Source organism: Rhodococcus sp. UNC363MFTsu5.1, assembly GCF_000686785.1.
Taxonomy (GTDB): Bacteria; Actinomycetota; Actinomycetes; order Mycobacteriales; family Mycobacteriaceae; genus Rhodococcus_G; species Rhodococcus_G maanshanensis.
The window spans coordinates 195,706-220,097 of the sequence record NZ_JMLO01000003.1 but is presented as its reverse complement, the minus strand read 5'-3'; the positions used below and the strand labels follow the sequence as shown (position 1 = coordinate 220,097).

Below are 24,392 nucleotides of genomic sequence, written 5' to 3'. Positions count from 1 at the left end.
GCGGAGGTGGCCATGGCGTCGAAGGTCCTGGATTCGTCCGGCGGTCCGCCCGCCGCCGGAGTCGACGACGCCGGGCCGCCCGAGTCCGGCGGGCACCGGAAACTGCTGTCCGTCACCCTTCCCGGGTGTTGGGGTGCACTCGTTTTCGCTTGTCTGTCGTTCACTCCGTCGCTGCTCCCGCGCGGAGGGTTCCTGCAGGGAGTCGTCTGTGGGATCACTGCCGCGATCGGGTACGGACTGGGAGTGTTCGCGGCCTTCGTGTGGCGCGCGTTCGCCGACCGAGCTCCTCGGCCCCCGCGCCGCGGCTCCTGGCGCGTCTTCCTCGTTGCTGCGGTGGTGCTGTTCGCCGCCGCGTTCGGCCTCGGGCAGTACTGGCAGCACCAGATCCGCGCGCTGATGGGTGTGACCGAGTACAGCATCCCGCTCGTGGTTCTCGCACCCGTCATCGCGGCGGTGGTGTTCTGCCTCATCCTGGCGATCGGGCGCGGAATCCGTTGGCTGTACCGCTGGAGCGCGAGGCTGCTCGACCGGTGGATAGGGCGGCGGGCGGCGAGCGTCGTCGGGTGGTTTCTGATCGCCGGACTCGTCTACGCGGTGGTCTCGGGAGTACTGCTCGGCGGCCTGGTCAGTGTCGCCAACGGGGCCTTCTCGTTGCGCGACACGAAGACACCGGAAGGTGTGCAGCAGCCTGTGACCGGACTGCGGTCGGGTGGGCCCGGATCGGTCGTGCCGTGGGATTCGCTCGGGTGGCAGGGGCGCAGCTTCATCGGCGAGGGCCCGTCCACCGATCAGATCAGCCAGTTCGTCGACCATCAGGCGCTGGAGCCGATTCGCACCTATGCCGGTCTGGCGTCGTCGGAGGACTCCGAGTCCAGGGCGGCGTTGGCGGTCGAGGACCTCACCCGTGCGGGCGGATTCCAGCGCGCCAACCTGCTCGTGGTGACGACGACGGGGAGCGGCTGGGTTGACCCGGCCCTGGTGGACACCTTCGAGTACCTCACCGGTGGCGACGCGGCGACCGTGGCGATCCAGTACTCGTACCTGCCGTCGTGGATCTCGTACCTGGTCGACCAGTCGAAGGCACGGGAAGCCGGGCGCGACCTGTTCGACGCGGTCTACGACGTGTGGTCCAAACTGCCGCAGGACGACCGTCCCCGGCTGTTCGTCGCGGGGGAGAGCCTGGGCTCGTTCGGCGGTGAGACCGCATTCAGCGGTGAGTACGACCTGCGCAACCGCACCGCGGGAACGCTGTTCGCAGGCCCTCCCAACTTCAACACCCTGTTCCGTGAGTTCAGCGATCAGCGTGATGCGGGGAGCCCGGAAGTCGAGCCGGTCTACAAGGACGGGCGGACCGTGCGCTTCAGCAACGATCCCGAGGGCGGAATTCCTCCCGCGGGGCAGCCGTGGGACGGCAGCCGTGTCCTGTACCTGATGCATCCCTCCGACCCGATCGTCTGGTGGAGTCCGAACCTGATCCTGAGCGAGCCGGACTGGATCGGTCAGCCGCCGGGGCGGGACGTGCTCGAGGAGATGGTCTGGATACCGTTCGTGACGTTCTGGCAGATCACCGCCGACCTGCCGTTCTCCACCGGTGTTCCGGCCGGCCACGGCCACAAGTACACGGGCGAGTACGTCGACGGATGGAATGCGGTCCTGCGACCAGCGGATCTCACCGCAGACAAGCTCGCCACCCTCAGGACCGTCATCGACGCCGGTGAGTAGTCCGGCTCAGCTACCGGCCCCGCCGCCGAGCCGGTCCAGCAGCGACGTGCGGATCTGCGGCCGCGTCGCCGCGACGAGGGTCAGCGTCGCCTCTCGCATCAGCCGTTCCGCGGTGGCCCCGGCCACGGCAGCGGAGCTGCCGGTCGCGGTCACCAGCGCTGCGGCGGCCCGGATCGCGAGCTCGGATGCGCTGGCCCGCGCCGCGAAGAGGTCGGACCGGCCGCCGAGCGCGGCATCGAGGTCCGCCCGCACCGTCGATGCCTCCGCGGTGAACCCGGTGGTGTCCGCACCCCGCTCGCCGAGCTCGGTGAGGCAGCGCCGGGCGACGCCCATCGCCATGCAGGCGTTGAGCCAGGACCCGAATCCCTGACCGGCGGTGAACTCCTCCTGGGTGACCACCTTGCTCACCCGCTCGTCCGGCACCTCGAATCCGTCGAATCGCATCCGGACGGTGTTGCTCCCGCGCGCGGCGATCAGGGGTAGCTCCTCGACCGACACGCCCTGGCCGGGGACCGCGTCGACGACGGCGTGCACGATCGAATCGTCGAACTCGTCGCGGGCGCTCAGCTGCAGGATGTCGACGATGCCCCAGCCGGTGACGAAGGGTGCGACACCGTCGAGCACGTACCCGTTGTCGACGCGGCGCGCATACAGCAAGGGTGGTCGCGGGATGGCGCCGGCAAAGGCGACCCCTGCCCGGACCGATCCGTCCATCAACCCGTCCCAATACTCGTCGCGCAGATCGTGATTCGGGCTCGACGCCAGTCCCGCGACCACCCCGTGGTGCTGCATCCACGTGAAGCTCGTGGCGAGGCAACCGCCGCACAGCGTCTCCACCACCGCCACCAGGTCATCGATCCCGAGGCCGGGTCCGCCGAAGTCGGGCGGCGCGGCGAGGCCGTAGAAGCCCTCCGCGGCCAGCGCCTCGAAGTGGCTGAGCGGGATCTCCCCGTCGGCATCGACGCTGTCGGCGGCGGGGTACAGCACGTCGTCGGCGATCTCGCGCGCGAGCTCGGGCCAGTTCGTCACGCCTGTGAGGGTAGATCCGCTGGGCCTGCTGCGGTGAGAAGCGCGCGGAGGTTCCGGGTGACGATGCCGGTCGAGATGGACGGGTCGATGGCGCGCTGGATGCCGAGGCCGACGCCCATGCTCAGCACGCTGGTCGCGGCGTCGTCCACCGACATCGGCAGGGTGACCTCACCGGAGGCCACGAGCGCACTGAGCATGGCGGCCACGATGCCGCGCGCCATGCCGAGGCTGGACACGAGCGCGGCCCGCAGCTCCGGATCGTGGCGGGCCAGGACGATGAACTCGAACTCGAGCGTGGTCCAGCCGACGTCGCCGAGCGTGCGCTCGGCCCAGTTCTCGAACGCCGTCAGTCGTTCCTCCAGCGGTGCCTGCCGGGACATGACCTCGGCCACCTCGGCGCCCTTGGTGACGTGGATGAGCTGCAGCACCTCCAGGCACAGCTCGTTCTTGTTGCGGAAGTTGGAGTACACCGCGCCCTTCGAGTAACCCGCCTCCTCGGCGACCTTCTCCAGCGAGGTCACGGCGTACCCGTCCGCGAGGAACAGGTCACGCGCGGTCGCAATCAGGTCGGCCCTGGTCTTGGCCTGACTCTCCGACCTGGTCATTCGCGCCATCACAACTCCGTTCCGAGAAAACTCTAGGTTTGGTATACCCATCGTATTCGAATACTGCTAGTTTCTGAATATGACTTCGAGTGACAGACAACTTCGTCGGGGCCTGGTGATCGGCTGCGGCGGCACGCTCGGCGCGGCGTGGACCGTCGCGGCGCTGGCCTCGGTCCGCGACGCGCTGGACTGGGATCCGCGCGAGGCCGAGGTCCTGGTCGGCACCTCGGCGGGCGCGGAACTGGTCACCATGCTCGGCGGCGGGGTCGGGGTGGACGAACTGCTCGCGATGCAGCTGGGGGAGCAGGTCACCGACCCGGCGCTTCGCACACACCTCGCCGACGCACCTGGCCGGTTCCCGCCGTTGCCGCGGTTCGGGCTCGGATCGCCACGGCTCGCGCGTGCCGGCCTGCGGCGCGAGGTCGCGCCGGTCACGGCGCTGAGCGGTCTACTGCCCCCCGGCGGCGGGGATGCGGGTTGGCTGCACCAGCTCGCGCTCGGCATGGCCCCGGGGCGCATGTGGGTGTCGCACCCCGCGACCTGGCTCGTCGCGATGGACTACGACAGCGGAGAGCGCGTCGCGTTCGGTTCGCCTGGTGCCCCGGAAGCGACACTCTCGCAGGCTCTTCGGGCATCCTGGGCGATCCCGGGCTGGTTCCCGCCGGTGCGGGTCGGCGACCGCCGGTTCGTGGACGGCGGCGCGGCCTCGACCGCATCGGCGGACCTGGTGGCATCCCTCCATCTCGACGAACTGGTGGTGCTGGCGCCGATGGCCTCCACCGGGCGGGTCCCCGGTCGCGGCGCAGCGCGTGCCGAGCGCCTGGTCCTGCGCGGCTGGATGAGTGCAGGCCTGGACGCGGAGGTCGCCGCCGTCGAGGCCGCGGGCACCCGGGTCATCCGGCTCGACGCCACCGCCGAGGACCTGGCCGTGATGGGCCCGAACTTCATGGACGACCGCAGACGACTGGCCACCCTCGAGTCCTCGCTGCGGACCACAAGGGCCGCCCTGGCCCACCGACTCGCAACGGGAGACGTGCGATGACACAGGCACAGCATTTCGAGTTCCTCATCGTCGGTGGCGGGATCTCCGGCATCGGCGCGGCCATCACCCTGCGCAGGATGGGGATCACCGATTTCGCGATCCTCGAGAAGAGCGACTCGCTCGGCGGGACCTGGCGCGACAACAGTTATCCCGGGTGCGCGTGCGATGTCCCGTCCGGCCTCTACTCCTACTCGTTCGCCCCGAATCCCGAGTGGACCCGGCTCTTCGCCGGGCAGGAGGAGATCCGCCGGTACATCGACAGGACCGCCGCCGAACACGGGGTCGACGCGCACGTGCGCCTCGGCACCGAGATGACCCGCGCGCAGTGGGACGAGCCGAGCAGGCGGTGGATCGTGGAGACCTCGGCTGGCACGTTCACCGCGAACTCCGTCGTCGCCGCCGCGGGTCCGTGGAACGAGCCGCTGACGCCCGACATCCCCGGCCTGGACACGTTCACCGGGGAGGTCTTCCACTCGTCCCGGTGGAACCACGCATACGACCTGGCCGGCAAGCGGGTCGCCGTGGTCGGGACCGGCGCCTCCGCAGTGCAATTCGTGCCCGCGATCCAGCCCGAGGTGGAGCGGCTGCACCTGTACCAGCGCACCGCGCAGTGGGTGCTGCCGAAGCCCGACCACTACGTGCCGAGGATCGAGCGATGGGCGATGGGGCGCATCCCCGGCGCGCATCGGGCACTGCGCTCGGTCGAGTACACGATCATGGAGGCTCTGGGCGTCGGCTTCCGGAACCCGTGGATCCTGCGGATCGTGCAGCAGATCGGCCGGGCCCAGCTGCGAACCCAGGTCCGTGATCCCGAACTGCGCAAGGCGCTGACCCCCGATTACACGCTCGGCTGCAAGCGGCTGCTGCTGTCGAACACCTACTACCCGGCGCTGACCAAGCCGAACGTCGAGGTGCACGCGAACGCGGTCTCGGCCGTGCGCGGGAACATCGTCATCGGCGCCGACGGCTCCGAGCGGGAGGTCGACGCCATCATCTTCGGCACCGGCTTCCACATCCTCGACATGCCGATCGGCAGCAAGGTCTTCGACGGCGCCGGCCGCAGCCTCGACGACCACTGGAAGGGCAGCCCCCAGGCGTACCTCGGCACCACCGTCGCCGGGTTCCCCAACGCGTACGTGCTGCTCGGTCCCGCCCTCGGCACCGGGCACACCTCCGCGTTCATGATCCTCGAGGCGCAGCTCGAGTACATGGCGAAGGCGATCGCGGCGACCCGCGCGGGCGGCTGGACCCGGATGGAGACCCGGCCCGAGGTGCAGGCGGCGTTCAACGCCGAGGTGCAGCAGGCGCTGGCCACCACCGTCTACAACGCGGGCGGATGCCAGAGCTACTTCCTGGACGTGAACGGGCGCAACAGCTTCAACTGGCCGTGGTCAACGGACCGGATGCGCACCCGGCTCGGCGAGTTCGACGAGCGCGCGTACGAGACCTCCACCGATCTCCCGACAGAAATGGTGACCCGATGAACCTCACAGCACAGCAGCGCTACCCCGCGATCGACCTCGCCGGGGCCGTCGTCCTCATCACCGGGGCCGGGCGTGGGATCGGCCGGGCCACCGCACTGGCCATGGCCGCGCGCGGCGCCAGGATCGCGGTCGCCGACCTCGATCGCGCCGCGGCCGATGGCGTCGCGGCCGAGATCGGTTCGGCGGCACGGGCCTACACGTTGGACGTGCGGACGCGGCCGTCGTGGGACGCGTGCGTCGCCGCGGTGACCGCCGATCTGGGTCCCATCGACGTGCTGGTCGGCAACGCCGGGGTGATGCCGGTGGCCCCGTTCCTCGAGGAGCCGGACGAGGTCGGCGAGACGACGATCGACGTGAACGTGTGGGGGCTGATCCACGGCATGCGCGCGGTGGCGCCCGCGATGATCGAGCGCGGTCGCGGCCACATCGTCAACGTCGCCTCGCTCGCGGGGAAGATCGCGATCCCCGGGCTGGCCGTGTACAACGCCAGCAAGTTCGCCGCGGTCGGCCTGTCCTCGGCGGCGCGGCTGGAGTTCGCCGACGGCGGGGTGAGCGTCTCGACGGTGCTGCCGAGCGCGGTGCGCACCACCCTGACCTCGGGGCTGCCGCTGGGCAAGGGGCTGCCGACGGTGGATCCCGAGGACATCGCCGCCGCGGTGGTGCGGACCTGCCGCACCCGGCGGGCGCAGACGCCGGTGCCCGGCTACCTGGCCGCGCTCGACCTCGGCCTGGCGCTGGCCCCCGAACCGCTCATCGCGCTGGTGCGCCGGGTGGTCGGCGGGAACCGGGCGCTGACGTCGGTGGACGGCGCCGGTCGGGCGGACTACGAGGACCGGGTGCGGTCGATCACCCGAACCTGACGCCCTGCGCGAGCGGCAGTTGGTCGGAGTAGTTGACGGTGTTGGTGGCCCGGCGCATGTACGCCTTCCATGCGTCGGAGCCCGACTCGCGGCCACCGCCGGTCTCCTTCTCGCCGCCGAACGCGCCGCCGATCTCCGCGCCGGAGGTGCCGATGTTCACGTTGGCGATCCCGCAATCGGAGCCGTCGGCGGCGAGGAATCGCTCGGCCTCGCGCTGGTCCATGGTGAAGATCGACGACGAAAGGCCCTGCGGCACATCGTTGTGCAGTGCGATCGCCTCGTCGAGGGTCTCGTAGGTGAGCACGTAGAGGACGGGGGCGAAGGTCTCCTCGCGCACCACCGAGGTCTGCGCGGGCATCCGGACCAGCGCGGGGGTGACGTAGTGGCCGCCATTCGACTCCACCCGCTCGCCGCCGCACACCAGGGTGCCGCCGTCCGCTCGGGCCTTGTCCAGCGCGGCCGTCATGGCGTCCCAGGACCGTTCGCCGATCAGCGGACCGACGAGGGTGCCCTCCTCGAGCGGGTTGCCGACCAGGAGTTGCTGGTAGGCGGAGGCGACCAGCTCGACGGTCTCGTCGGCGATCGAGGAGTGCACGATCAGCCGGCGCAGGCTGGTGCACCGCTGGCCCGCCGTGCCCGCAGCGGAGAACACGATCCCACGCACGGCCAGATCGAGGTCCGCCGACGGCGCGACCACGGCCGCGTTGTTGCCGCCCAGCTCGAGCAGGCACCGGCCGAAGCGCTGCGCCACCCGCGGCCCGACCGCCCGGCCCATCCGCACCGACCCGGTCGCGCTGACCAGCGCTACCCGCGGGTCGTCGACGAGCTGCTCGCCGACCGGTCCCGCGCCGAGGACCAGACGATGGACGTCGGTCGGCGCGCCGACGTCCTCGGCGGCCCTGCGCAGCAACGCATCACAGGCGATCGCGGTCAGCGGCGTCAGCTCGGACGGCTTCCACACCACGGTGTCCCCGCACACAAGGGCGACAGCGGTGTTCCACGACCACACGGCAACCGGGAAGTTGAACGCGGAGATCACCGCGACCACACCGAGCGGGTGCCAGGTCTCCATCAGTCGGTGCCCGGGGCGCTCGGATGCCATCGTCCTGCCGTACAGCTGGCGGGACAGCCCGACCGCGAACTCGCAGATGTCGATCATCTCCTGGACCTCGCCGAGCGCCTCGGAGGTGATCTTTCCCGCCTCGAGCGTGACGAGGGTCGCGAGGTCCGACTTGTGCTCGGTCAGCAGCTCGCCGAGCCGCCGGACCAGTGCGCCGCGCCCAGGCGCGGGCACGGTGCGCCACACCGTGAACGCATCGTGTGCCGCGGCCGTCGCGTCCGCGACCTGATCCGGGCTGCTCGGCGTCAGGGCGCAGAGGACTCCGCCGGTGATCGGCGTGCGGGCGAGCAGCGTGCCGTCGGAGGACGGGTGCTCGTCGCGGGCACCACACGCGCGCAGCGCCGCCTCGGCCATCGACCGCAGGGTCTCGGTGTCGGGAAGGTTCATGGTGTTCCTCCTGTCGGTGCCTGCTCCAGTGTCCGCTGAGTTAGCCTGCCTTGGTGCCGGACACACTGGACGAGATCGACACCCTGTTGGTGCGTGAACTGATCGCCGACGGCAGGGCCACCCTGGCGACACTGGCCGAGAAGGCCGGGTTGTCGGTGTCGGCCGTCCAGACCCGGGTGCGCAGACTGGAGGCCCGTCGGGTGATCCGGGGTTACGCCGCCAAGGTCGATCCGGAAGCGCTGGGCAACCAGCTCTCGGCGTTCGTCGCGATCACCCCTCTCGACCCGTCCAGTCCTGACGACGCGCCCGCCCGTCTCGAGCACATCCCCGGTGTCGAGGCCTGTCACTCGGTCGCGGGGGAGGAGAGCTACGTCCTGCTGGTGCGCGTGGCGTCGCCCCGGGCGCTCGAGGCGCTGCTGCAGGAGATCCGGTCGACCGCCAATGTGCGGACCCGCAGCACCATCATTCTGCAAACATTTTACGGCGACTAGCCAACAGTCAACCAATTTTCCAGTTTCTAGTGACTTTGGCCGGATTATCAACATAATCTTGAGGTATGAGCACCGCGATCCGGCGTTCTCGGCCCGTCCCCGGCCTCGCTCCTGGCGAGGTTCACGAGGTGCTGCGGGCGAGCCTGCTGGTCGACGGCTTCGACCTCGTCCTCGATCTGGAACGCTCACACGGGCGGCGGCTCGTCGATCACCGCGACGGCACCACCTACCTGGACATGTTCGGCTTCTTCGCGTCCTCGGCGCTCGGGATGAACCACCCCGACCTGGCGGCGGACGAGACCTTCCTGGCCGAGCTGACCGCCGCGGCGGTGAACAAGCCGAGCAACTCCGACATCTACACGGTGCCGATGGCGGAGTTCGTGCGCACCTTCGTCCGGGTCCTCGGTGATCCGGCGCTACCGCACCTGTTCTTCGTCGACGGCGGCGCGCTCGCCGTCGAGAACGCCCTCAAGGTGGCGTTCGACTGGAAGAGCCGGACGAACGAGGCCCGCGGGCTCGATCCGGCGCTCGGCACCAGGGTGCTGCACCTGACCCACGCCTTCCACGGCAGGAGCGGGTACACGATGTCGCTGACCAACACCGACCCGAACAAGGTCGCGCGGTTCCCGAAGTTCGACTGGCCCCGCATCGACGCCCCCTATCTCGAGCCCGGTCGTGACGTGGCTGCGGCGGAGGCGCTGGCGCTGGCGCAGGCGCGGCGGGCCTTCGACGAACATCCCGACGACATCGCGTGTTTCGTCGCCGAGCCGATCCAGGGCGAGGGCGGCGACCACCACTTCCGGCCCGAGTTCCTCCAGCAGATGGCGGCGCTGTGCCGCGAGCGCGACGCCCTGTTCGTGCTCGACGAGGTGCAGACCGGTGTCGGCCTCACCGGGACCGCGTGGGCATACCAGCAGCTCGGGATCGAACCCGACGTGGTCGCGTTCGGGAAGAAGACGCAGGTGTGCGGGATCATGGCAGGCAGGCGCGTGGACGAGGTGCCCGACAACGTGTTCCGGGTGGCCTCGCGGATCAACTCCACCTGGGGCGGCAACCTCGCCGACATGGTCCGGGCCCGGCGCACCCTCGAGGTGATCGAACGGGACCGGCTGATCGACCGGGCCCGGCTGCTCGGCGCGCACCTGCTCTCGCGGCTCGTCGAACTGGCCGAGCGGCACCCGATCGTGACCGACCCCCGCGGGCGGGGGCTGATGTGCGCGTGCACGCTCGACTCGGCCGCAAGGCGCGACGCCGTCGTCGCCCAGATGCGTGAGCGCGAGCGCGTGCTCATCCTGGGGACGGGGGAGCGCGGCATCCGGTTCCGGCCACCGCTCACGGTGACGGTGGCCGAACTCGACGCCGCGGTCGACGCGCTCGATCGGGTGCTGGGCCGGTAGCGCGTCAGCCCCTGGCCGCCTCCCGGTCGAGGCGCTCCAGGCGCGGGCGATCGGCGAGGATGTGGATCTCGACGATTAGGCCGTTCGTGATGGTCACGGCCATGACCGACTGCAGCCGGCCATCCGGCGCGTTGACCATCCCGACCGCACCGTTGACGAGCGCAGGCATGGACGAGTGCGCGAACCTGGCGAAGCTGAGCGCCTGCGCGGACACCGCCTCCGCCCCGCGAACCACCTTCAGGAATCCGGCGCCGGTGTCGGCCCTGAGCACCACGTCGGGGTCGAGGACTGCGACGAGGGCATCGAAGTCGCCGCCCCTGGACGCGGCGAGGAACGCGTCCACGACCTCCCGCTGTCGGACGAGGTCGGGATCGGGAACCGGGGTCGAGTCCTGGACGCGGCGGCGCGCGCGGCTGGCGAGCTGCCGGGTGGTGGCGGTGGACTTCCCGACGACGGCCGCCACCTCATCGAAGGGCACGGCGAACATGTCGTGCAGGACGAAGGCCAGGCGCTCGGCGGGCGTAAGGGTGTCCAGGACAACGAGGAGCGCGAGGCCGACCGAATCGCCCAGCAGCGCCTCGTGTTCGGGGTTGGTGCCCTCCACCACGCCGACGATCGGATCGGGCAACTGCTGGTCGTCGATCGAATCCTCGCGGCGCACCTTGCGCGAACGCAGCATGTCCAGGCACACCCGTCCCATGACGGTCGTCAGCCACCCACCGAGATTCGTGAGGCTGTCGGCCTCGGACCGGCTCAGCCGCAGCCAGGTCTCCTGGATCGCGTCGTCGGCATCGCTCAGCGAGCCGAGCATCCGGTAGCCGACCGCCCGCAGGTGGGTGCGGTGCTCCTCGAAACGCAGCGCCAGCCAGTCGTTTTCGTCCACCTGTCACATTCTCCCGTCACACTCCGCCATCACCGTGACGGACGAAAACCCGGACAACACTGGAGAAGTCATTATGCAGGCACGAATGAGCCGGCCACCACTGCTCAGGCCTCGTTGTCCCGGTCGAAGACGAGTTGCGCGCGCTGCGCCAGGTCGGCGCCGATCTTGTGGCCCTCGGCGGCGAGGTGCTCGTGTACGTGCGGGTCCGCGGTCTCCGCTCCGAAGAGCAGCCGAACGGACGACTCGTCGATTCGGGAGTATCCGGCGATGCCGTGCTGCAGCTGGGTGGTCATCGCCTTGCGGTAGCCGCGCCGATCGTAGGTGCCCTCGTCGACGGCGGCGACCCCGACGAAGTGCAGCTGGTCGATGGCGCTCGGACCGCCGTCCGGCCCGTCGTCGTAGGCCCAGCCTCGGGTGAACACGCGGTCGATCCAGCCCTTGGCGAGGGCGGGCATGGCCCACCAGTACACGGGGAAGAGGACGGCGACCACGTCGGCGGAATCCACCAGTCGCTGCTCCCGTTGGACGTCGGCAGGCACGGCGCCGGTCTGCCGGTAGTGCGCGAGATCCTGCTCGCCGAAGACGGGATCGAATCCCGTTCGCGACAGGTCATGCGTCGTGACGGTGGCGTTCCCGTCGGTCTCGATGCCCTGCTCGATGGCGCGGCCGATGGCCCAGGTTGCCGAGTCGCGGTCCGGATGCGCCACCACGAGAAGCACGTTCGGTCGAGTCGTTTCGTTCGTCATGCGGCCAACGTAAAGTATGACTTTAACGTCAATGTCAAGGTGGAGGCCCAATGCGGATCAGCGAGTTGAGCGCGATCACGGGCGCGAGTGCACGGATGCTTCGTCACTACGAGAGCGCGGGCCTGCTCTCGCCCGGCCGCGATCCCAACGGCTATCGCCACTACGCGCCCGAGGACGCGAAGACGGTTCACGATGTCCGCTGCCTGCTGGCATCGGGCCTGTCGCTGACCGAGGCGGCCTCGATGCTGCACATCGTGTGCGGCGACGAGCAGAACGCATCGGCGGGCGAACGCGAGGCCGCACTGGTCAAGCTCGACGAACGGAGTCGTCAGTTGGACGAGGCGATCGCGCGTCTGATTGCCGAGAAGGCAGGCATCCAAGAAATCCGTTCAAACGTTGAACGAAATTACGGGCGTGCCTGAGAGTTGCGCGGGATCGTGGTCTACCGTGCTGGTATGAGCACTCCTTCCAAGGTCGGCGCCAGCATCCCCATCGCCTCGGTGCCCAACCTGCGCGACATCGGTGGTTATCCGACGGCAGACGGGGCCACCGTCAGGACGGGCGTCGTCTACCGCTCGACCGACCTCGGGCGCGTCGCCGACGGTGACGTGGCCGCGTTGGAGGCGCTGGCGATCACCACCGTGTTCGACCTGCGGACCGAGGCCGAGCGGGCCCTGCTGCCCGACCGGATCCCGGCAGGCGCGCAGGAGGTGGTGCTGGACGTGCTCGCGGACACCGATCCCAGCGCGGCCCCCGCGATGATGCAGCAGATCCTCACGGACCCGGAACTGGCGGAGCGGCTGCTCGGCACCGGCGACACCAACGACTACCTGCTCAAGAGCTACGGGGACTTCGTCACCCTGCCCAGCGCGGTCGAGTCCTACCGCGGCCTGTTCACGGACCTGGCGCGGGCGCAGAGCACTCCCGCGCTGATCCACTGCACCACCGGCAAGGACCGGACGGGCTGGGCGAGCGCGTCGCTGCTGATGTTCCTCGGGGTCAGCGAGGAGGACGCCTTCGCCGACTACCTGCTGACCAACGAGCAGCTGTTGCCCGCTTTCGAGCCGGTCTTCGACAAGTTCCGTGCCGCGGGTGGCAACCCCGACATCCTGCTGCCCATCCTCGGTGTGCGCAGGGCCTATCTCGAGGCGGCGATCGAGCAGGTCCGCTCCGGATTCGGAGATGTCGAGGGCTACTTCGCGAACGGTCTCGGCATCTCGGCGGCGGACCGGGACGCGCTGCGCGCGAACCTGCTCACGTAACCGTCAGCTCCAGCGCCCCCTCGGCGAACCGCCGGACGACGGTCGTGGCGGTGCTCAGCGCGTCCTCGTGCCCGGCGCGGGCCCAGCCGACCAGCGCGGCCCTTGGCCCGTCCAGGGTCAGGCCCACCTCGGCGAGCAGTTCGCCGGTGTTCGGCTGGCACACGGCCCACGAGTAGTGCTCGTCGGCCGCCCACTGCGCGGTGCGGGTGGCGACATAGTCCGGGTCGTCGATCCCGCCGTCGGCGAGCGCAGGACGGTCGTCGACCCGCTCGTCGGCGCGCAGCGCACGCAGGTACCAGGCGCCCGCGTTGACCTCGATGGGTTCCACTACTCGTCACCGCCCTGCTCGCGGCCGGCGGTGTCGATGCGGATCTCGGGAAGCTCTGCCATGGCAACAGGATAGTGGCCGCACAGCACTGCGCCCCCGGTTGCCTTGGCAACCGGGGGCGCAGCGAGAGTGCTTGTGCTACTTGAGCTCAGCGAGGACGGTGCCCTGGGTGATGGCGGCGCCCGGCTCGACGGCAAGTCCGGTCACGATGCCGGCCTTGTGCGCGTTGACGGGGTTCTCCATCTTCATGGCCTCGAGCACGGCGATCAGATCGCCCTCGGCGACCTCCTGGCCCTCCTCGACGGCGACCTTGACGACGGTGCCCTGCATGGGGGCCGTCACGGCGTCACCGGACGCCGCTCCGCCCGCGCCGCCGCCACGCTTACGCGGCTTGGGCTTCTTGCGGGTGGCGCCGTTGGTGGACCCGCCACCGCCGAGCGAGAACTGCCCGGGCAGCGACACCTCGACGCGGCGTCCGCCGACCTCGACCACGACGGACTGACGCGGCAGCGCCTCGTCCTCGTCGAGCGCCTCACCGGCGGTGAACGGCTCGATGGTGTTCTTCCACTCCGTCTCGATCCACTTGGTGTAGACCTCGAAGCTCTCGCCGTTGCCGATGAACGCGGGGTCCTCGACGATGGCGCGGTGGAACGGGATGACCGTCGCGAGGCCCTCGACCTGGAACTCGGCCAGCGCGCGGCGGGCGCGGGCGAGGGCCTGGTCACGGGTGGCGCCGGTGACGATCAGCTTGGCCAGCATCGAGTCGAACTGGCCGCCGATGACGGAGCCGGACTCGACACCGGAGTCCATGCGGACGCCGGGGCCGGTCGGGGCGACGAACTTCGTGACCGGTCCGGGGGCGGGCAGGAAGCCGCGGCCCGCGTCCTCGCCGTTGATGCGGAACTCGAAGGAGTGGCCGCGCGGTGTCGGATCCTCGGTGAACTCCAGCTCCTCGCCGTTGGCGATCTTGAACTGCTGGAGCACGAGGTCGATGCCCGCGGTCTCCTCGGTGACCGGGTGCTCGACCTGCAGGCGGGTGTTGACCTCGAGGAAGGAGACGGTGTCGCCCTGCACGAGGAACTCGACCGTGCCCGCGCCGTAGTAGCCGGCCTCCTTGCAGATGGCCTTCGAGGAGCTGTGGATGCGGGCGCGCTGGTCGTCGGTGAGGAACGGCGCGGGCGCCTCCTCGACCAGCTTCTGGAAGCGGCGCTGCAGCGAGCAGTCGCGGGTGCCCGCGACGATGACGTTGCCGTGCTGGTCGGCGATGACCTGGGCCTCGACGTGGCGGGCCTTGTCGAGGTACTGCTCGACGAAGCACTCGCCGCGGCCGAAGGCGGCGATCGCCTCGCGGGTGGCGGAGTCGAAGAGCTCGGGGATCTCCTCGATGGTGTGGGCGACCTTCATGCCGCGGCCACCGCCACCGAAGGCGGCCTTGATCGCGACCGGGACGCCGTACTGCTTGGCGAACTCGACGACCTCGTCGGCGTTCTTGACCGGGTCCTTGGTGCCCGCGGCCATCGGGGCGTTGGCGCGCTCGGCGATGTGCCGGGCGGTGACCTTGTCGCCGAGGTCGCGGATGGACTGCGGCGAGGGACCGATCCAGATCAGCCCGGCGTCGATGACGGCCTGGGCGAAGTCGGCGTTCTCGGACAGGAAGCCGTAGCCGGGGTGGATCGCGTCGGCGCCGGACCGCTTCGCTGCATCGAGGATCTTGTCGAACACGAGGTACGACTCGGCGGACGTCTGGCCGCCGAGGGCGAAGGCCTCGTCGGCAAGGCGCACGAACGGCGCGTCGGCGTCCGGCTCGGCGTACACGGCGACGCTGGCCAGGCCTGCGTCCGCTGCCGCCCTGATCACACGCACGGCGATTTCGCCGCGGTTGGCGACGAGCACCTTGGTGATGTGCGCGCTGGCATGACTGGGCACTGAGCCTCCTGTTTGTCGCAAGGGGTACCCGCTGTTCGATCCCCTTCCGGGGGTCGTACCCGGCGGGGTGGTTACGGGCATCACATCGGAGTGTAGGCACCGCCCCCCGGCCCGATGTAATCGGATAGCGAATTCGTCCGGATGGCCCCGCGGGCGGGACAAACACTACTGACCAGTAATTCTTCCGGTCACCGGGTGATGCGGTCCGGGAGCACGCAGGTACCGGTGCCGACGACCTCCTCCATCAGGTTCCTGAGCCGGCCGAGATAGCGGCGCACGTTGGTCGCCGCCTCGCGGGTGTCGGGATACCTGGCGGCGATGTTCACCCCCCGCGGTGTGCGGTTCACCCAGATGTGCACGTCGTGCTCGTACTGCTTGCTCCGCAACGCCCGCGCGTTCCACTCCTGCCACTGCGTCGCCGCGGGAACGAAGCGCAGGTCCATGTAGGAGACGACGAATCGCGGCCGGGCCGCCGTGGTGAGGACCTCGCTGACCCGTTCGTAGGGATACTGTGCCGCGGGCTTGGCCGCGGCGATCTGTTCCTGGGCGCGCGCGGCCAGTTCGCCGAACGACCGGGCGCCGCGCACGTCGAAGCAGATCGGGCCGAGTCCCACGTACCACCCGACGGATGCGGCCAGCTGCGGGTCGTTCCTGGTGTGCATCGGGGTGACGGCCTCGAAGCGCGGCTCGCCCGCGAGCTCGGCGCCGACGATGCCGAGGCACGCGAGGGTGCCCGCGAAGAAGCTGTGCCCGAGCTTGCGGCAGGCCAGGGTGAACGCGTCCGCGCCGTCCGCGTCGAGCGCCCAGGCGGACACGCCGCTCTGCGGCACAGGGCCGGGGTCGGCGTCGCCGAGGTCGAGCGGGAACTCGGGCAGCGCGCCGCCGCCCTGATCGAGGGTCGACCGCCACAGCTCGACCACCGGGTGTCCTGGGTCCAGTTCGGCGGCGCCGTCCCGTTCGCGCGCCCCGAAATCCACGTAGCTGCCGACCGGGAACAGGTCGGCGTCGACGCCGTCGCGGGCCTGCCGATACAGCGCCTCGATCTCCTGGGCGACGATCACGACCGACAAGCCGTCGATGATCGCGTGGTCGGCCGCGAGGAACACGGTGAAACGATCGTCGGGGCCGGGCGGCACCAGGGTGGCGAAGGCGTAGGAGGGCCAGGAAAGCGGGGACGTGCAGCCGTCGAAAAGCTGGGCGAGGTCGGCGTGGTTCTGCGCGCCGCTTGACCGGTAGCCGTGGCTCCGGGCGGCCACCCGAACGCGCCCGGTCTCGATCGTGTGACGGCTGACCTCGCCCGTGGTCGGGCTGATGCTCGCGTGACTTCGCAGCGCCTCGTGCCGGTCGATCCACTCGTTCAGCGCACGCGCGAGCGCCGCGCTGTCGAGCTGTCCTGCTATCTCGAATGCGGTCCCGAGCCACGAGCCGTGTTCTGGCCCGGTGGTGCGGGCGGCCTGACGGAGGCGGGCCTCGTGGACGTAGGAGGCGGGCCTTGGATCGTCGAACCAGGGCGACGACCCACCGTCGAACGGCGCGGACGGGAGCCACTCGGTGAGTGTGCCCGCGGAGATGGGGTAATCGGAGAGCTCGGTGAATTCCATTGGCAGCATCCAATTCTTACGAGTGGTGTGCTGATGGATGGGTAGGACCACACTGACCCGCCCGTCCGGGAGTCTACCGGCGGGCGGGTCGGTGTGCAGGTCTCGATCAGTCCGTGAGGTGCCGTTTGATGCGCGTCAGCATCGCGGACATCCCGCGGAGCCGGAGCGGGCTCACCGCCTCCGCCAGGCCGAGTGCCGAGTAGAAATCGGCGGGGACATCGAGAATCGCCTTGGCACTCTGGCCGTCGAGGCCCTGGTGCAGGATCGACGCGAAACCCCTCGTGGTCGGCGCCTCGGGCGGGGCGCTGAAGTGCAACCGCACCCGCTCCCGATCGGTGGCGTCGACCGAGAGGAACAGCGGCGACTGGCACTCGGGCACCGGCTCCATCGCCGCTTGCTCGAGCTCGGCGGGCAGATCGGGGAGTTCGCGGCTGAACTCGAGCAGCAGCTGCAGCTTCTGCTGACCGTCGACGGCGGCGAAGTCGTCGACGATCTCGGCGAGCGGTTCGGGCAGGCTCATACGGGCGCCGGGACCTCTCCGGGCTCCTCACCCTTGGTGATCGGGACCCGCACGGCGTTGCCCCACTCGGTCCAGGAGCCGTCGTAGTTGCGCACCTTCTCGAAGCCGAGCAGGTGGGTGAGCACGAACCAGGTGTGGCTCGACCGCTCGCCGATCCGGCAGTAGGCGACAACGTCGTCGGTCGGTGCGTAGGCGCCGTAGATCTCCTCCAGCTCCGCGCGGGAGCGGAACCGGCTGTCCGGCGCGGCGGCCTTCGCCCACGGGATCGACGCCGCGGTGGGGATGTGGCCGCCGCGGAGGGCGCCCTCCTCCGGGTAATCGGGCATGTGGGTGCGCTCGCCGGTGTACTCCTGGGGCGAGCGGACGTCGATCAGCGGTCCGGTGCCCAGGTGCCCGAGGACATCGTCCTTGAAGGCGCGGATCGCGGCGTCGTCCCGCTCGACCACCGGGTAGTCGGTGCGCGGGTTCTCCGGCACGTCCAGCGTGGTGCCCCGGTCCTCCGCGATCCACGCGTCCCGACCGCCGTCGAGCAGTCGCACGTCCTCGTGGCCGAACAGGGTGAACACCCACAGGGCGTAGGCGGCCCACCAGTTGCTCTTGTCGCCGTAGATCACGACGGTGTCGTCGCGGTTGATGCCCTTGCGGCTCATCAGGTCCGCGAAGGCCTCGCCGTCGATGTAGTCGCGGGTCACCGGATCGTTGAGGTCGAGGTGCCAGTCGATCTTCACCGCGCCCGGGATGTGGCCGACGTCGTAGAGCAGCACGTCCTCGTCGGACTCCACGATCTTGACGCCCGGTGCGCCGATGTGAGCGCCCAACCACTCGGATGTGACCAGTCGTTCGGGATGGGCGTACGCCGCGAAGGAGGGGTTCGGGTCGGGCGCTACGGGCACTGGGGATCTCCTGACGAGGCGGCGAACGGGTCGCCGTCGATTCTATGCTGACGGCGCCGGGTGCGCCCTCCGCGCCGATGCCGAGCGGCGGGGCCCTCGCAGTTGATGGAGTGTATAGTTCGCGGTTTCGGACTACGGGCAGAACGCCGGACCGGCGGCCGCGAGGAATTGTCGCCGACCGCCTTGCAGCACGTTGACCTGCGTCTATCCGCCACCGAAATGATGCTCGGAGCGTCCGGGGAATTTATCGGACAATTGCACGATTCGCATGCGCGATGCCCTCGGTGTCTCGTAGTCTCCCGCAAAGACACGCGCCGATCCGCGTGCAAAAATCCGCGTGCCCAGAACTCGCAGGTGGCACTCAAATACCCCCGCCGTAACCACACACATGCCCCGTCAACTGGACACTTGCCCAATCGCCGAGTCTCTTGGGGGCTTAGCAATCATCTCGAGAGGTTCTACCCGTGGTGCCTGCACGCGACTCTGTCCGTGAGTCCGATCTCCTCCCTTCACGTCCGCAGGCGGATGCGGACAGCGGCAGCGAGGCGTTTCCGTTGTCGGCGGCACAGCGTGGGATCTGGTTCGCGCAGCACCTCCTGCCGGACGTGCCGATCACGATCGCCCAGTGCGTCGAGGTGGTCGGCGACCTCGACGTCGAGGCCCTGCAGGCCGCCGGGGCCCTCGGCTCGCGGGAGATGGGCACGGGGATGCTGCGGATCGTCGAACGCGACGGCGAGCCGGCCCAGGTCATCGACGGGACGCTCAATGACCAGATGAAGGTCGTCGACCTGCGGTCCGCGGCCGACCCGGCCCTTGCGGCCGAGGACTGGATGCGCGCCGAGTACAGCGCTCCGATCGACCTGTTGACGGACCGGTTGATCGAGTCCGCGGTCCTGCGGATCGGGGAGGATCGCTACTACTGGTACGCCCGCATCCACCACATCGCGCTCGACGGGTTCGGCGCGATGACGTACATGAACCGGGTGGCGGAGCTGTACACGGCTGCGGCCGAGGGCAGGCCCGCGGCCGAGCACCTGGCCAGTCCCGTCCGTGAGATCTGCGAGGACGAGACGCGCTACCGGGAGTCCACCCGGTTCGCCAAGGACCGCGAGTACTGGATGGAGCGGACCCGGGACCTGCCCGAGCCGATCAGCCTCGCCGCGAGCACCGCGGCGGTCGGCGCCTTCTCGCTGGTGGCGGGCGGACCGATGGCCGCGGCGACCGAGGCCGCCATGGAGGGGCAGGACTCTCAGTTCACGCCGGTCGCCATCGCCTCGGTTGCGGCCTTCCTCTCCCGGCTGACCGGCGAGAGTGACGTCGCGCTGAGCCTGCCGGTGTCGGCAAGGACGACCGCACGGATGCGGCGATCCGGCGGCATGGTCTCCAACGTGATCCCGCTGCGGGTCGAGGTCGGCAACGAGACGACGATCTCGGATCTCGTGTCCCAGGTGCAGCTGGAGCTGACCGGGGCGCTGCGCCACCAGCGCTTCCGCCACGAGGACATGCGGCGCGGACTCGGCTCCGGTGCCGGGCAGCGCGGCTTCTTCGGGCCCGCGATCAACATCATGATGTTCCACAGCGAGATCCGGCTCGGCGCACTGACCGGGCGGATGCGGGTGCTCACCACCGGCCCGGTCGAGGACCTGTCCGTCAACATCTATCCGAGCGTCGCCGGGAGCAGGCCCCGCATCGACTTCGAGGCGAACCCGAACCTGTACACCGCCGAGGACCTGCAGGGGCACCACGCGCGGTTCCTGGAGTACCTCACGCAGTTCGCCGCGGCCGATGGCGCCGCGCCGGTATCCGGTCTCGACGTGCTGCACGACGACGAACGCGCGGAGTTGGTGCCTCTGCGCGGGCCCGCCGCCCCCGCCGCGCGCCTGCTGCCGGACCTGTTGGCGGACGGTGCGACGGCGAACCCGGACGGCATCGCGATCCTCGCGGGTGGGGAGCGGGTCAGCTACCGCGAACTCGATGCCAGGTCCAATCAGCTCGCTCGGCTGCTGATCGACCGCGGCGTCGGCCCGGAGTCGTTCGTGGCCCTCGCCTTCGCACGGTCGGTCGAGGCGCTGGTGGCCGTGTGGGCGGTGGCGAAGTCCGGTGCGGCCTTCCTACCCATCGACCCGGAGCTCCCCGTCGACCGCAAGGTGCACATGGTCACCGACTCGGGCGTGCTGGTCGGGCTCACCACGGCGGCGCTGCGCGGTGTGTTGCCGCCCTCGGTCGACTGGCTGGTGACGGACGACGAGGAGACGGTCGCCCGGATCGCGGTGCTGCCGGGGGATGCGGTCGCCGATGTGGACCGGCGTCGTCCGCTGCGCACCGGAAACCCGGCGTACGTCATCTACACCTCGGGGTCCACCGGTATGCCGAAGGGCGTGGTGGTCACGCACGCCGGACTCGCCAACTTCGCCGCCGCGGCGCGCCCCGAGCTGGGCATCACCTCCTCGTCCCGGGTGCTGCGCTTCTCCTCGGCCAGCTTCGATGCCTCGGTCTTCGAGATGATCCAGGCCTTCAGCGCCGGGGCCACCATGGTGGTCGCCCCGCCCGAGGTGTTCGGTGGCGACGAGCTCGTGGATCTGCTTCGGTCGCAACAGGTCACGCACATCATCTCGGCGCCGACGGTGCTCGGGTCGGTCGACCCGAGCGGACTCGCCGACCTGAGCGCGGTTGTGGTCGGCGGTGACGTCTGCACCCCGGACCTGGTCGGGAAGTTCGCCGACGCGTGCCGATTCACCAACAGCTACGGGCCGACCGAGACGACCATCGTCATCACGACCGGACGCCCGCTCTCGGTGGACGATCGGATCACCATCGGTGCGCCGATCCAGGGTGCGAGTGCCCTCGTGCTCGATCGACGTCTCCGCCCGGTGCCGGTGGGCGCGATCGGTGAGCTGTACCTGGCCGGTCCCGCGCTCGCTCGCGGCTACCACGACCGCCGGGGGCTGACCTCCGGCCGATTCGTCGCGAATCCCTTCGCGGAGTCGGGCTCTCGGATGTACCGGACCGGCGACGAGGTCAGGTGGACACCCGACCACGAGCTGATGTTCGTCGGGCGCGCCGACCATCAGGTCAAGATCCGCGGATTCCGGATCGAGCTCGGCGAGATCGATGCGGCATTGACGTCGCAGGACGGGGTCGACTTCGCCGTCACCATCGCGCACGAGCGCAGCAACGGTGCGATCGCGCTGGTGTCCTACGTCCGGCCCCGGACCGGACACGCCGTCGATCCGACGGAGGTGATCGCCCGGGCAGGGGAGTTCCTGCCCGGCCACATGCTGCCGTCGGTGGTGATGGTGATCGACACGGTCCCGCTGACCACCGCGGGCAAGCTGGACCGGCGCGCGCTGCCGATCCCCGTGTTCGGGGCCGCCACCGCCGAGTACCGCGAACCGGCCACCGAGGCCGAGAAGCTGATCGCGGAGGTGGTGTCGGAGCTGCTCGGCATCCCTCGCATCGGTGTCGACGAGTCCTTCTTCGCGGTCGGTGGTGACAGCATCATCGCCATCCAGCTCGTAGCACGGGCCAAGGAGCGCGGACTGCGCTTCTCGGCCCGTGATGTCTTCGAACGCAAGACCATCGCGGAGATCGCGAAAATCGCTGTCCTGGTAGAGGGTTCGGATGCCGTGGCGCTGGCGGAACTCGACGGCGCAGGCATCGGGACGGTGGCACTGACACCGATCGTGCACTCGATGCTCGATCGCGGAGGCCCCGACGCGTTCTACCAGGCGATCGCACTCACCCTCCCCGACGGTGTCGCTCACGACTCGCTGACCGCGGCCGTGGCCGCGCTGACCGAGCGTCACGACGCGCTGCGTGCCCGGTTCGTGCCCGACGGTGACGGCTGGGTGTTCGAGACCCGGGCCGGCTCGCTCGACCCTGCCCGACTGCTGCGCCGGGTCGCTGTCGACTCGGCCGATATCGCAGCAGCGCTGCTCGACGAGTGCGCGGCTGCCGTCGGCCTGCTCGACCCGGCCGACGGGATCATGGTCCAGTTCGTCTGGCTGGCAACGGAATCGGCTGCGGCGGACCGGCTGCTGATCGTCGCCCACCACCTGGTCGTCGACGGGGTGTCGTGGCGCACCATCGTCCCGGATCTCGCGCAGGCGTGGATGCAGGCGGCCGCGGGAGCAGTGCCGGACCTGGCCCCGGTCGGGACCTCGCTGCGCCGATGGGCCCACGGCGTCGCCGACTCGGCGGCCGCGAAGACGTTCGTCGGCGAGATGGACCACTGGACCGGGGTTCTGTCGGGCCCGGATCCGGCGCTCGGCGCCAGGGACCTCGACCCCGACCTCGACACGGTGAAGACTGCCGACCGGGTGCGGGTGGAGCTGACCGCCGACACGACCGAGTCCCTGTTGACCACCCTGCCCGGAGCATTCCGGTGTGGTGTCAGCGAGGGACTGATCTCGGCACTCGCGGTGGCGGTGTCCTTGTGGCGCAGCGGCCGTGGACTCGAGACGCCGTCGGTCCTGCTCAACCTCGAGGGGCACGGTCGCGAGGACGACGCCGTCGCGGGCGCGGACCTGTCCCGAACGGTGGGCTGGTTCACCAGCCTGTTCCCGGTGCGACTGGACCTCGCCGGTGTGGATCTCGGCAGTGCCGTCGTCGGCGGAGACGCGGCGGGCGCCGTGATGAAGGCGGTCAAGGAGCAACTGCACGCGGTCCCGAACCGCGGCGTCGGGTTCGGTGTACTGCGGTACCTCGACGGCGACACCGCCCCGGTTCTCGCGGCACTGCCGGTGCCACAGATCAGCTTCAACTACCTGGGCCGCACCGGCGCGGCCCAGGTACCCGAGTCGATGCGTGGCCTCGGCTGGATCCCGGACCCGGACGCACCGGATCTGAATGCCGCCAGCGGTCCCGAGCTGACCGTCGCGGCGGTGGTGGATGTGAACGCTGTCGTCGACGACGGAGTAGACGGGCCGCGGCTGTCGGCCACGTTCGCCTTCCCCACCGGGCTGCTGACCGCCGACGAGGTCGCCGACCTCGCCGGCCTGTGGCGGCGTGCCCTCGAGGGGCTCGCGTCGCATGCCGAACAGCCCGCCGCAGGCGGGTTCACCCCGTCCGATTTCCCGCTGGTCCGGGTCGGCCAGTCCGAGATCGAGCGGTGGGAGAGTCGGTACCCGCTGCTGACCGACGTGTGGCCGCTCTCGCCGCTGCAGCGTGGCCTGCTCTTCCACGCCGAACTCGCCGAGCAGACGGTGGACGTGTACACCGCGCAGCTGCGACTGAGCCTGGCTGGCATCGTTGATTCGAGCCGGCTGCGTTCGGCCGCATCGGATCTGGTTCGCCGCCACGAGAATCTCCGCACCGCGTTCGGGTACGCCGAGGACGGCACCCCGGTGCAGATCGTCCACGAGAACGTCGATGTGCCGTGGCGCGAGGTGGACGTGCGGGCACTGTCCGAGCACGAGCAGGAGGTCCGCCTGCAGAAGCTGCTCGACGACGAGCGGACCGCCCGGTTCCAGATGGACCACCCGCCGCTCCTGCGAATCCTGCTGATCCGCATGGCAGCCGATCGGTACGTCCTGGCCATCACCAACCACCACATCGTCCTCGACGGCTGGTCGATGCCGCTGCTGGTGCGTGAACTGCTCGTTTCCTACGCCGCAGGAGCGGACGTCGCCGACCTCGCCCGGCCGCGTTCGTACCGGGACTACCTCGCCTGGCTGGCCGAGTCCGACGACGACGCCGCGCGCGCCGCCTGGGCGCGTGCGCTCGACGGGGTGACCGAACCGACCCTGATCGCACCCGCACGGTTGCCGGGGGAGCAGGGACCGCTGCCCGAGGAACTGCTCGTCGAGCTACCCGACGAGCTGGTCGACGGTATGGGACGCATGGCCCGTGAGCGCGGGGTGACGGTGAACACCGTGGTCCAGGCGGCGTGGGGTCTGCTGCTGGCCCGGTTGCTCTCGCGCGGTGACGTCACCTTCGGTGCCACCGTGTCCGGGCGCCCGCCGCAGCTGACCGGCGTCGAGTCGATGCTGGGCCTGTTCATCAACACCGTGCCCGTGCGGGTGCAGATCGACCCCGACGAGGCGGTGGCGGACCTCCTGTCGCGCCTGCAGGGCGATCAGGCGGACCTGCTCGATC

19 protein-coding genes (1 of these 19 running past the window's edge) are annotated in these 24,392 nt (G+C 70.0%); 9 read left to right on the top strand and 10 right to left on the bottom strand.

The features are described from left to right. Nucleotides 1-12 precede the first annotated feature (12 nt). Nucleotides 13-1,722: an alpha/beta hydrolase gene (locus BR31_RS0106375; protein ID WP_081830344.1), complete on the top strand. Its 1,710-nt coding sequence runs from the start codon at nucleotides 13-15 to the stop codon at nucleotides 1,720-1,722. A 6-nt stretch (nucleotides 1,723-1,728) separates the two neighbouring features. On the opposite strand, the gene BR31_RS0106370 is transcribed toward BR31_RS0106375, so the two are convergent. Further along, the gene (locus tag BR31_RS0106370; protein ID WP_027500241.1) at nucleotides 1,729-2,751 is read right to left on the bottom strand and encodes an acyl-CoA dehydrogenase family protein; all 1,023 of its coding nucleotides are present in this window, start codon (nucleotides 2,749-2,751) and stop codon (nucleotides 1,729-1,731) included. After that, nucleotides 2,748-3,365, bottom strand: a complete 618-nt coding sequence (locus BR31_RS0106365; RefSeq protein ID WP_027500240.1) for a TetR/AcrR family transcriptional regulator — start codon at nucleotides 3,363-3,365, stop codon at nucleotides 2,748-2,750. The genes BR31_RS0106370 and BR31_RS0106365 overlap by 4 nt, the downstream gene beginning before the upstream one ends. A gap of 70 nt (nucleotides 3,366-3,435) precedes the next feature. Between BR31_RS0106365 and BR31_RS0106360 the strand changes: the two genes are divergently transcribed. The 3 genes from BR31_RS0106360 to BR31_RS0106350 are packed head-to-tail and all read left to right on the top strand — an operon-like array spanning nucleotide 3,436 to nucleotide 6,742. Beyond that, nucleotides 3,436-4,398: a patatin-like phospholipase family protein gene (locus BR31_RS0106360; RefSeq protein WP_027500239.1), complete on the top strand. Its 963-nt coding sequence runs from the start codon at nucleotides 3,436-3,438 to the stop codon at nucleotides 4,396-4,398. Beyond that, nucleotides 4,395-5,882 (top strand): flavin-containing monooxygenase, encoded by a 1,488-nt coding sequence (locus tag BR31_RS0106355; protein ID WP_027500238.1) that lies wholly within the window; start codon nucleotides 4,395-4,397, stop codon nucleotides 5,880-5,882. The genes BR31_RS0106360 and BR31_RS0106355 overlap by 4 nt, the downstream gene beginning before the upstream one ends. After that, nucleotides 5,879-6,742, top strand: a complete 864-nt coding sequence (locus BR31_RS0106350) for an SDR family oxidoreductase (protein ID WP_027500237.1) — start codon at nucleotides 5,879-5,881, stop codon at nucleotides 6,740-6,742. Before BR31_RS0106355 ends, BR31_RS0106350 begins: the two co-directional genes overlap by 4 nt. Here BR31_RS0106350 and amaB read toward each other — a convergent pair. After that, nucleotides 6,729-8,249: an L-piperidine-6-carboxylate dehydrogenase gene (gene amaB, locus BR31_RS0106345; RefSeq protein ID WP_027500236.1), complete on the bottom strand. Its 1,521-nt coding sequence runs from the start codon at nucleotides 8,247-8,249 to the stop codon at nucleotides 6,729-6,731. The two genes, BR31_RS0106350 and amaB, sit on opposite strands and share 14 nt — an antisense overlap. 50 nt (nucleotides 8,250-8,299) lie before the next feature. Between amaB and BR31_RS0106340 the strand changes: the two genes are divergently transcribed. After that, complete coding sequence (locus tag BR31_RS0106340) at nucleotides 8,300-8,740, top strand: Lrp/AsnC family transcriptional regulator (RefSeq protein ID WP_027500235.1); 441 nt, start codon at nucleotides 8,300-8,302, stop codon at nucleotides 8,738-8,740. A gap of 65 nt (nucleotides 8,741-8,805) precedes the next feature. Beyond that, complete coding sequence (gene lat / locus BR31_RS0106335) at nucleotides 8,806-10,137, top strand: L-lysine 6-transaminase (RefSeq protein WP_027500234.1); 1,332 nt, start codon at nucleotides 8,806-8,808, stop codon at nucleotides 10,135-10,137. A gap of 4 nt (nucleotides 10,138-10,141) precedes the next feature. On the opposite strand, the gene BR31_RS0106330 is transcribed toward lat, so the two are convergent. Then, nucleotides 10,142-11,020, bottom strand: a complete 879-nt coding sequence (locus BR31_RS0106330; RefSeq protein WP_027500233.1) for a sigma-70 family RNA polymerase sigma factor — start codon at nucleotides 11,018-11,020, stop codon at nucleotides 10,142-10,144. Nucleotides 11,021-11,124: 104 nt separating this feature from the next. Further along, the gene (locus BR31_RS0106325) at nucleotides 11,125-11,766 is read right to left on the bottom strand and encodes an NAD(P)H-dependent oxidoreductase (protein ID WP_027500232.1); all 642 of its coding nucleotides are present in this window, start codon (nucleotides 11,764-11,766) and stop codon (nucleotides 11,125-11,127) included. A gap of 50 nt (nucleotides 11,767-11,816) precedes the next feature. Here BR31_RS0106325 and BR31_RS30470 point away from each other — a divergent pair, with 50 nt between their 5' ends. After that, nucleotides 11,817-12,188, top strand: a complete 372-nt coding sequence (locus BR31_RS30470; RefSeq protein ID WP_051637012.1) for a MerR family transcriptional regulator — start codon at nucleotides 11,817-11,819, stop codon at nucleotides 12,186-12,188. A 33-nt stretch (nucleotides 12,189-12,221) separates the two neighbouring features. Further along, nucleotides 12,222-13,028, top strand: a complete 807-nt coding sequence (locus tag BR31_RS0106315; protein WP_027500231.1) for a tyrosine-protein phosphatase — start codon at nucleotides 12,222-12,224, stop codon at nucleotides 13,026-13,028. Here the strand turns inward: BR31_RS0106315 and BR31_RS0106310 are convergent. The 5 genes from BR31_RS0106310 to BR31_RS0106285 form a co-directional block, all read right to left on the bottom strand. Further along, complete coding sequence (locus BR31_RS0106310; RefSeq protein WP_027500230.1) at nucleotides 13,021-13,356, bottom strand: hypothetical protein; 336 nt, start codon at nucleotides 13,354-13,356, stop codon at nucleotides 13,021-13,023. The genes BR31_RS0106315 and BR31_RS0106310 overlap by 8 nt on opposite strands. Nucleotides 13,357-13,494: 138 nt before the next feature. After that, nucleotides 13,495-15,282, bottom strand: a complete 1,788-nt coding sequence (locus BR31_RS0106300; protein ID WP_027500229.1) for an acetyl/propionyl/methylcrotonyl-CoA carboxylase subunit alpha — start codon at nucleotides 15,280-15,282, stop codon at nucleotides 13,495-13,497. 188 nt (nucleotides 15,283-15,470) lie between these two features. Continuing rightward, nucleotides 15,471-16,883: a condensation domain-containing protein gene (locus BR31_RS0106295; RefSeq protein WP_027500228.1), complete on the bottom strand. Its 1,413-nt coding sequence runs from the start codon at nucleotides 16,881-16,883 to the stop codon at nucleotides 15,471-15,473. A 106-nt stretch (nucleotides 16,884-16,989) separates the two neighbouring features. Next, a complete protein-coding gene (locus BR31_RS0106290; protein WP_027500227.1) occupies nucleotides 16,990-17,403 on the bottom strand; it encodes a SufE family protein in 414 nt (137 codons plus the stop codon). After that, nucleotides 17,400-18,296 carry a sulfurtransferase gene (locus tag BR31_RS0106285; RefSeq protein ID WP_027500226.1) on the bottom strand — a complete coding sequence of 299 codons (897 nt, stop codon included), beginning with the start codon at nucleotides 18,294-18,296 and terminating at the stop codon, nucleotides 17,400-17,402. The genes BR31_RS0106290 and BR31_RS0106285 overlap by 4 nt, the downstream gene beginning before the upstream one ends. Nucleotides 18,297-18,763: 467 nt before the next feature. Between BR31_RS0106285 and BR31_RS27595 the strand changes: the two genes are divergently transcribed. Beyond that, on the top strand, nucleotides 18,764-24,392 hold the start of the coding sequence (locus BR31_RS27595) for a non-ribosomal peptide synthase/polyketide synthase (RefSeq protein ID WP_269321308.1). The gene runs 21,830 nt beyond the window's last position; the window shows 5,629 of its 27,459 coding nt (coding positions 1-5,629); it begins with the start codon at nucleotides 18,764-18,766; the stop codon falls past the right edge of the window.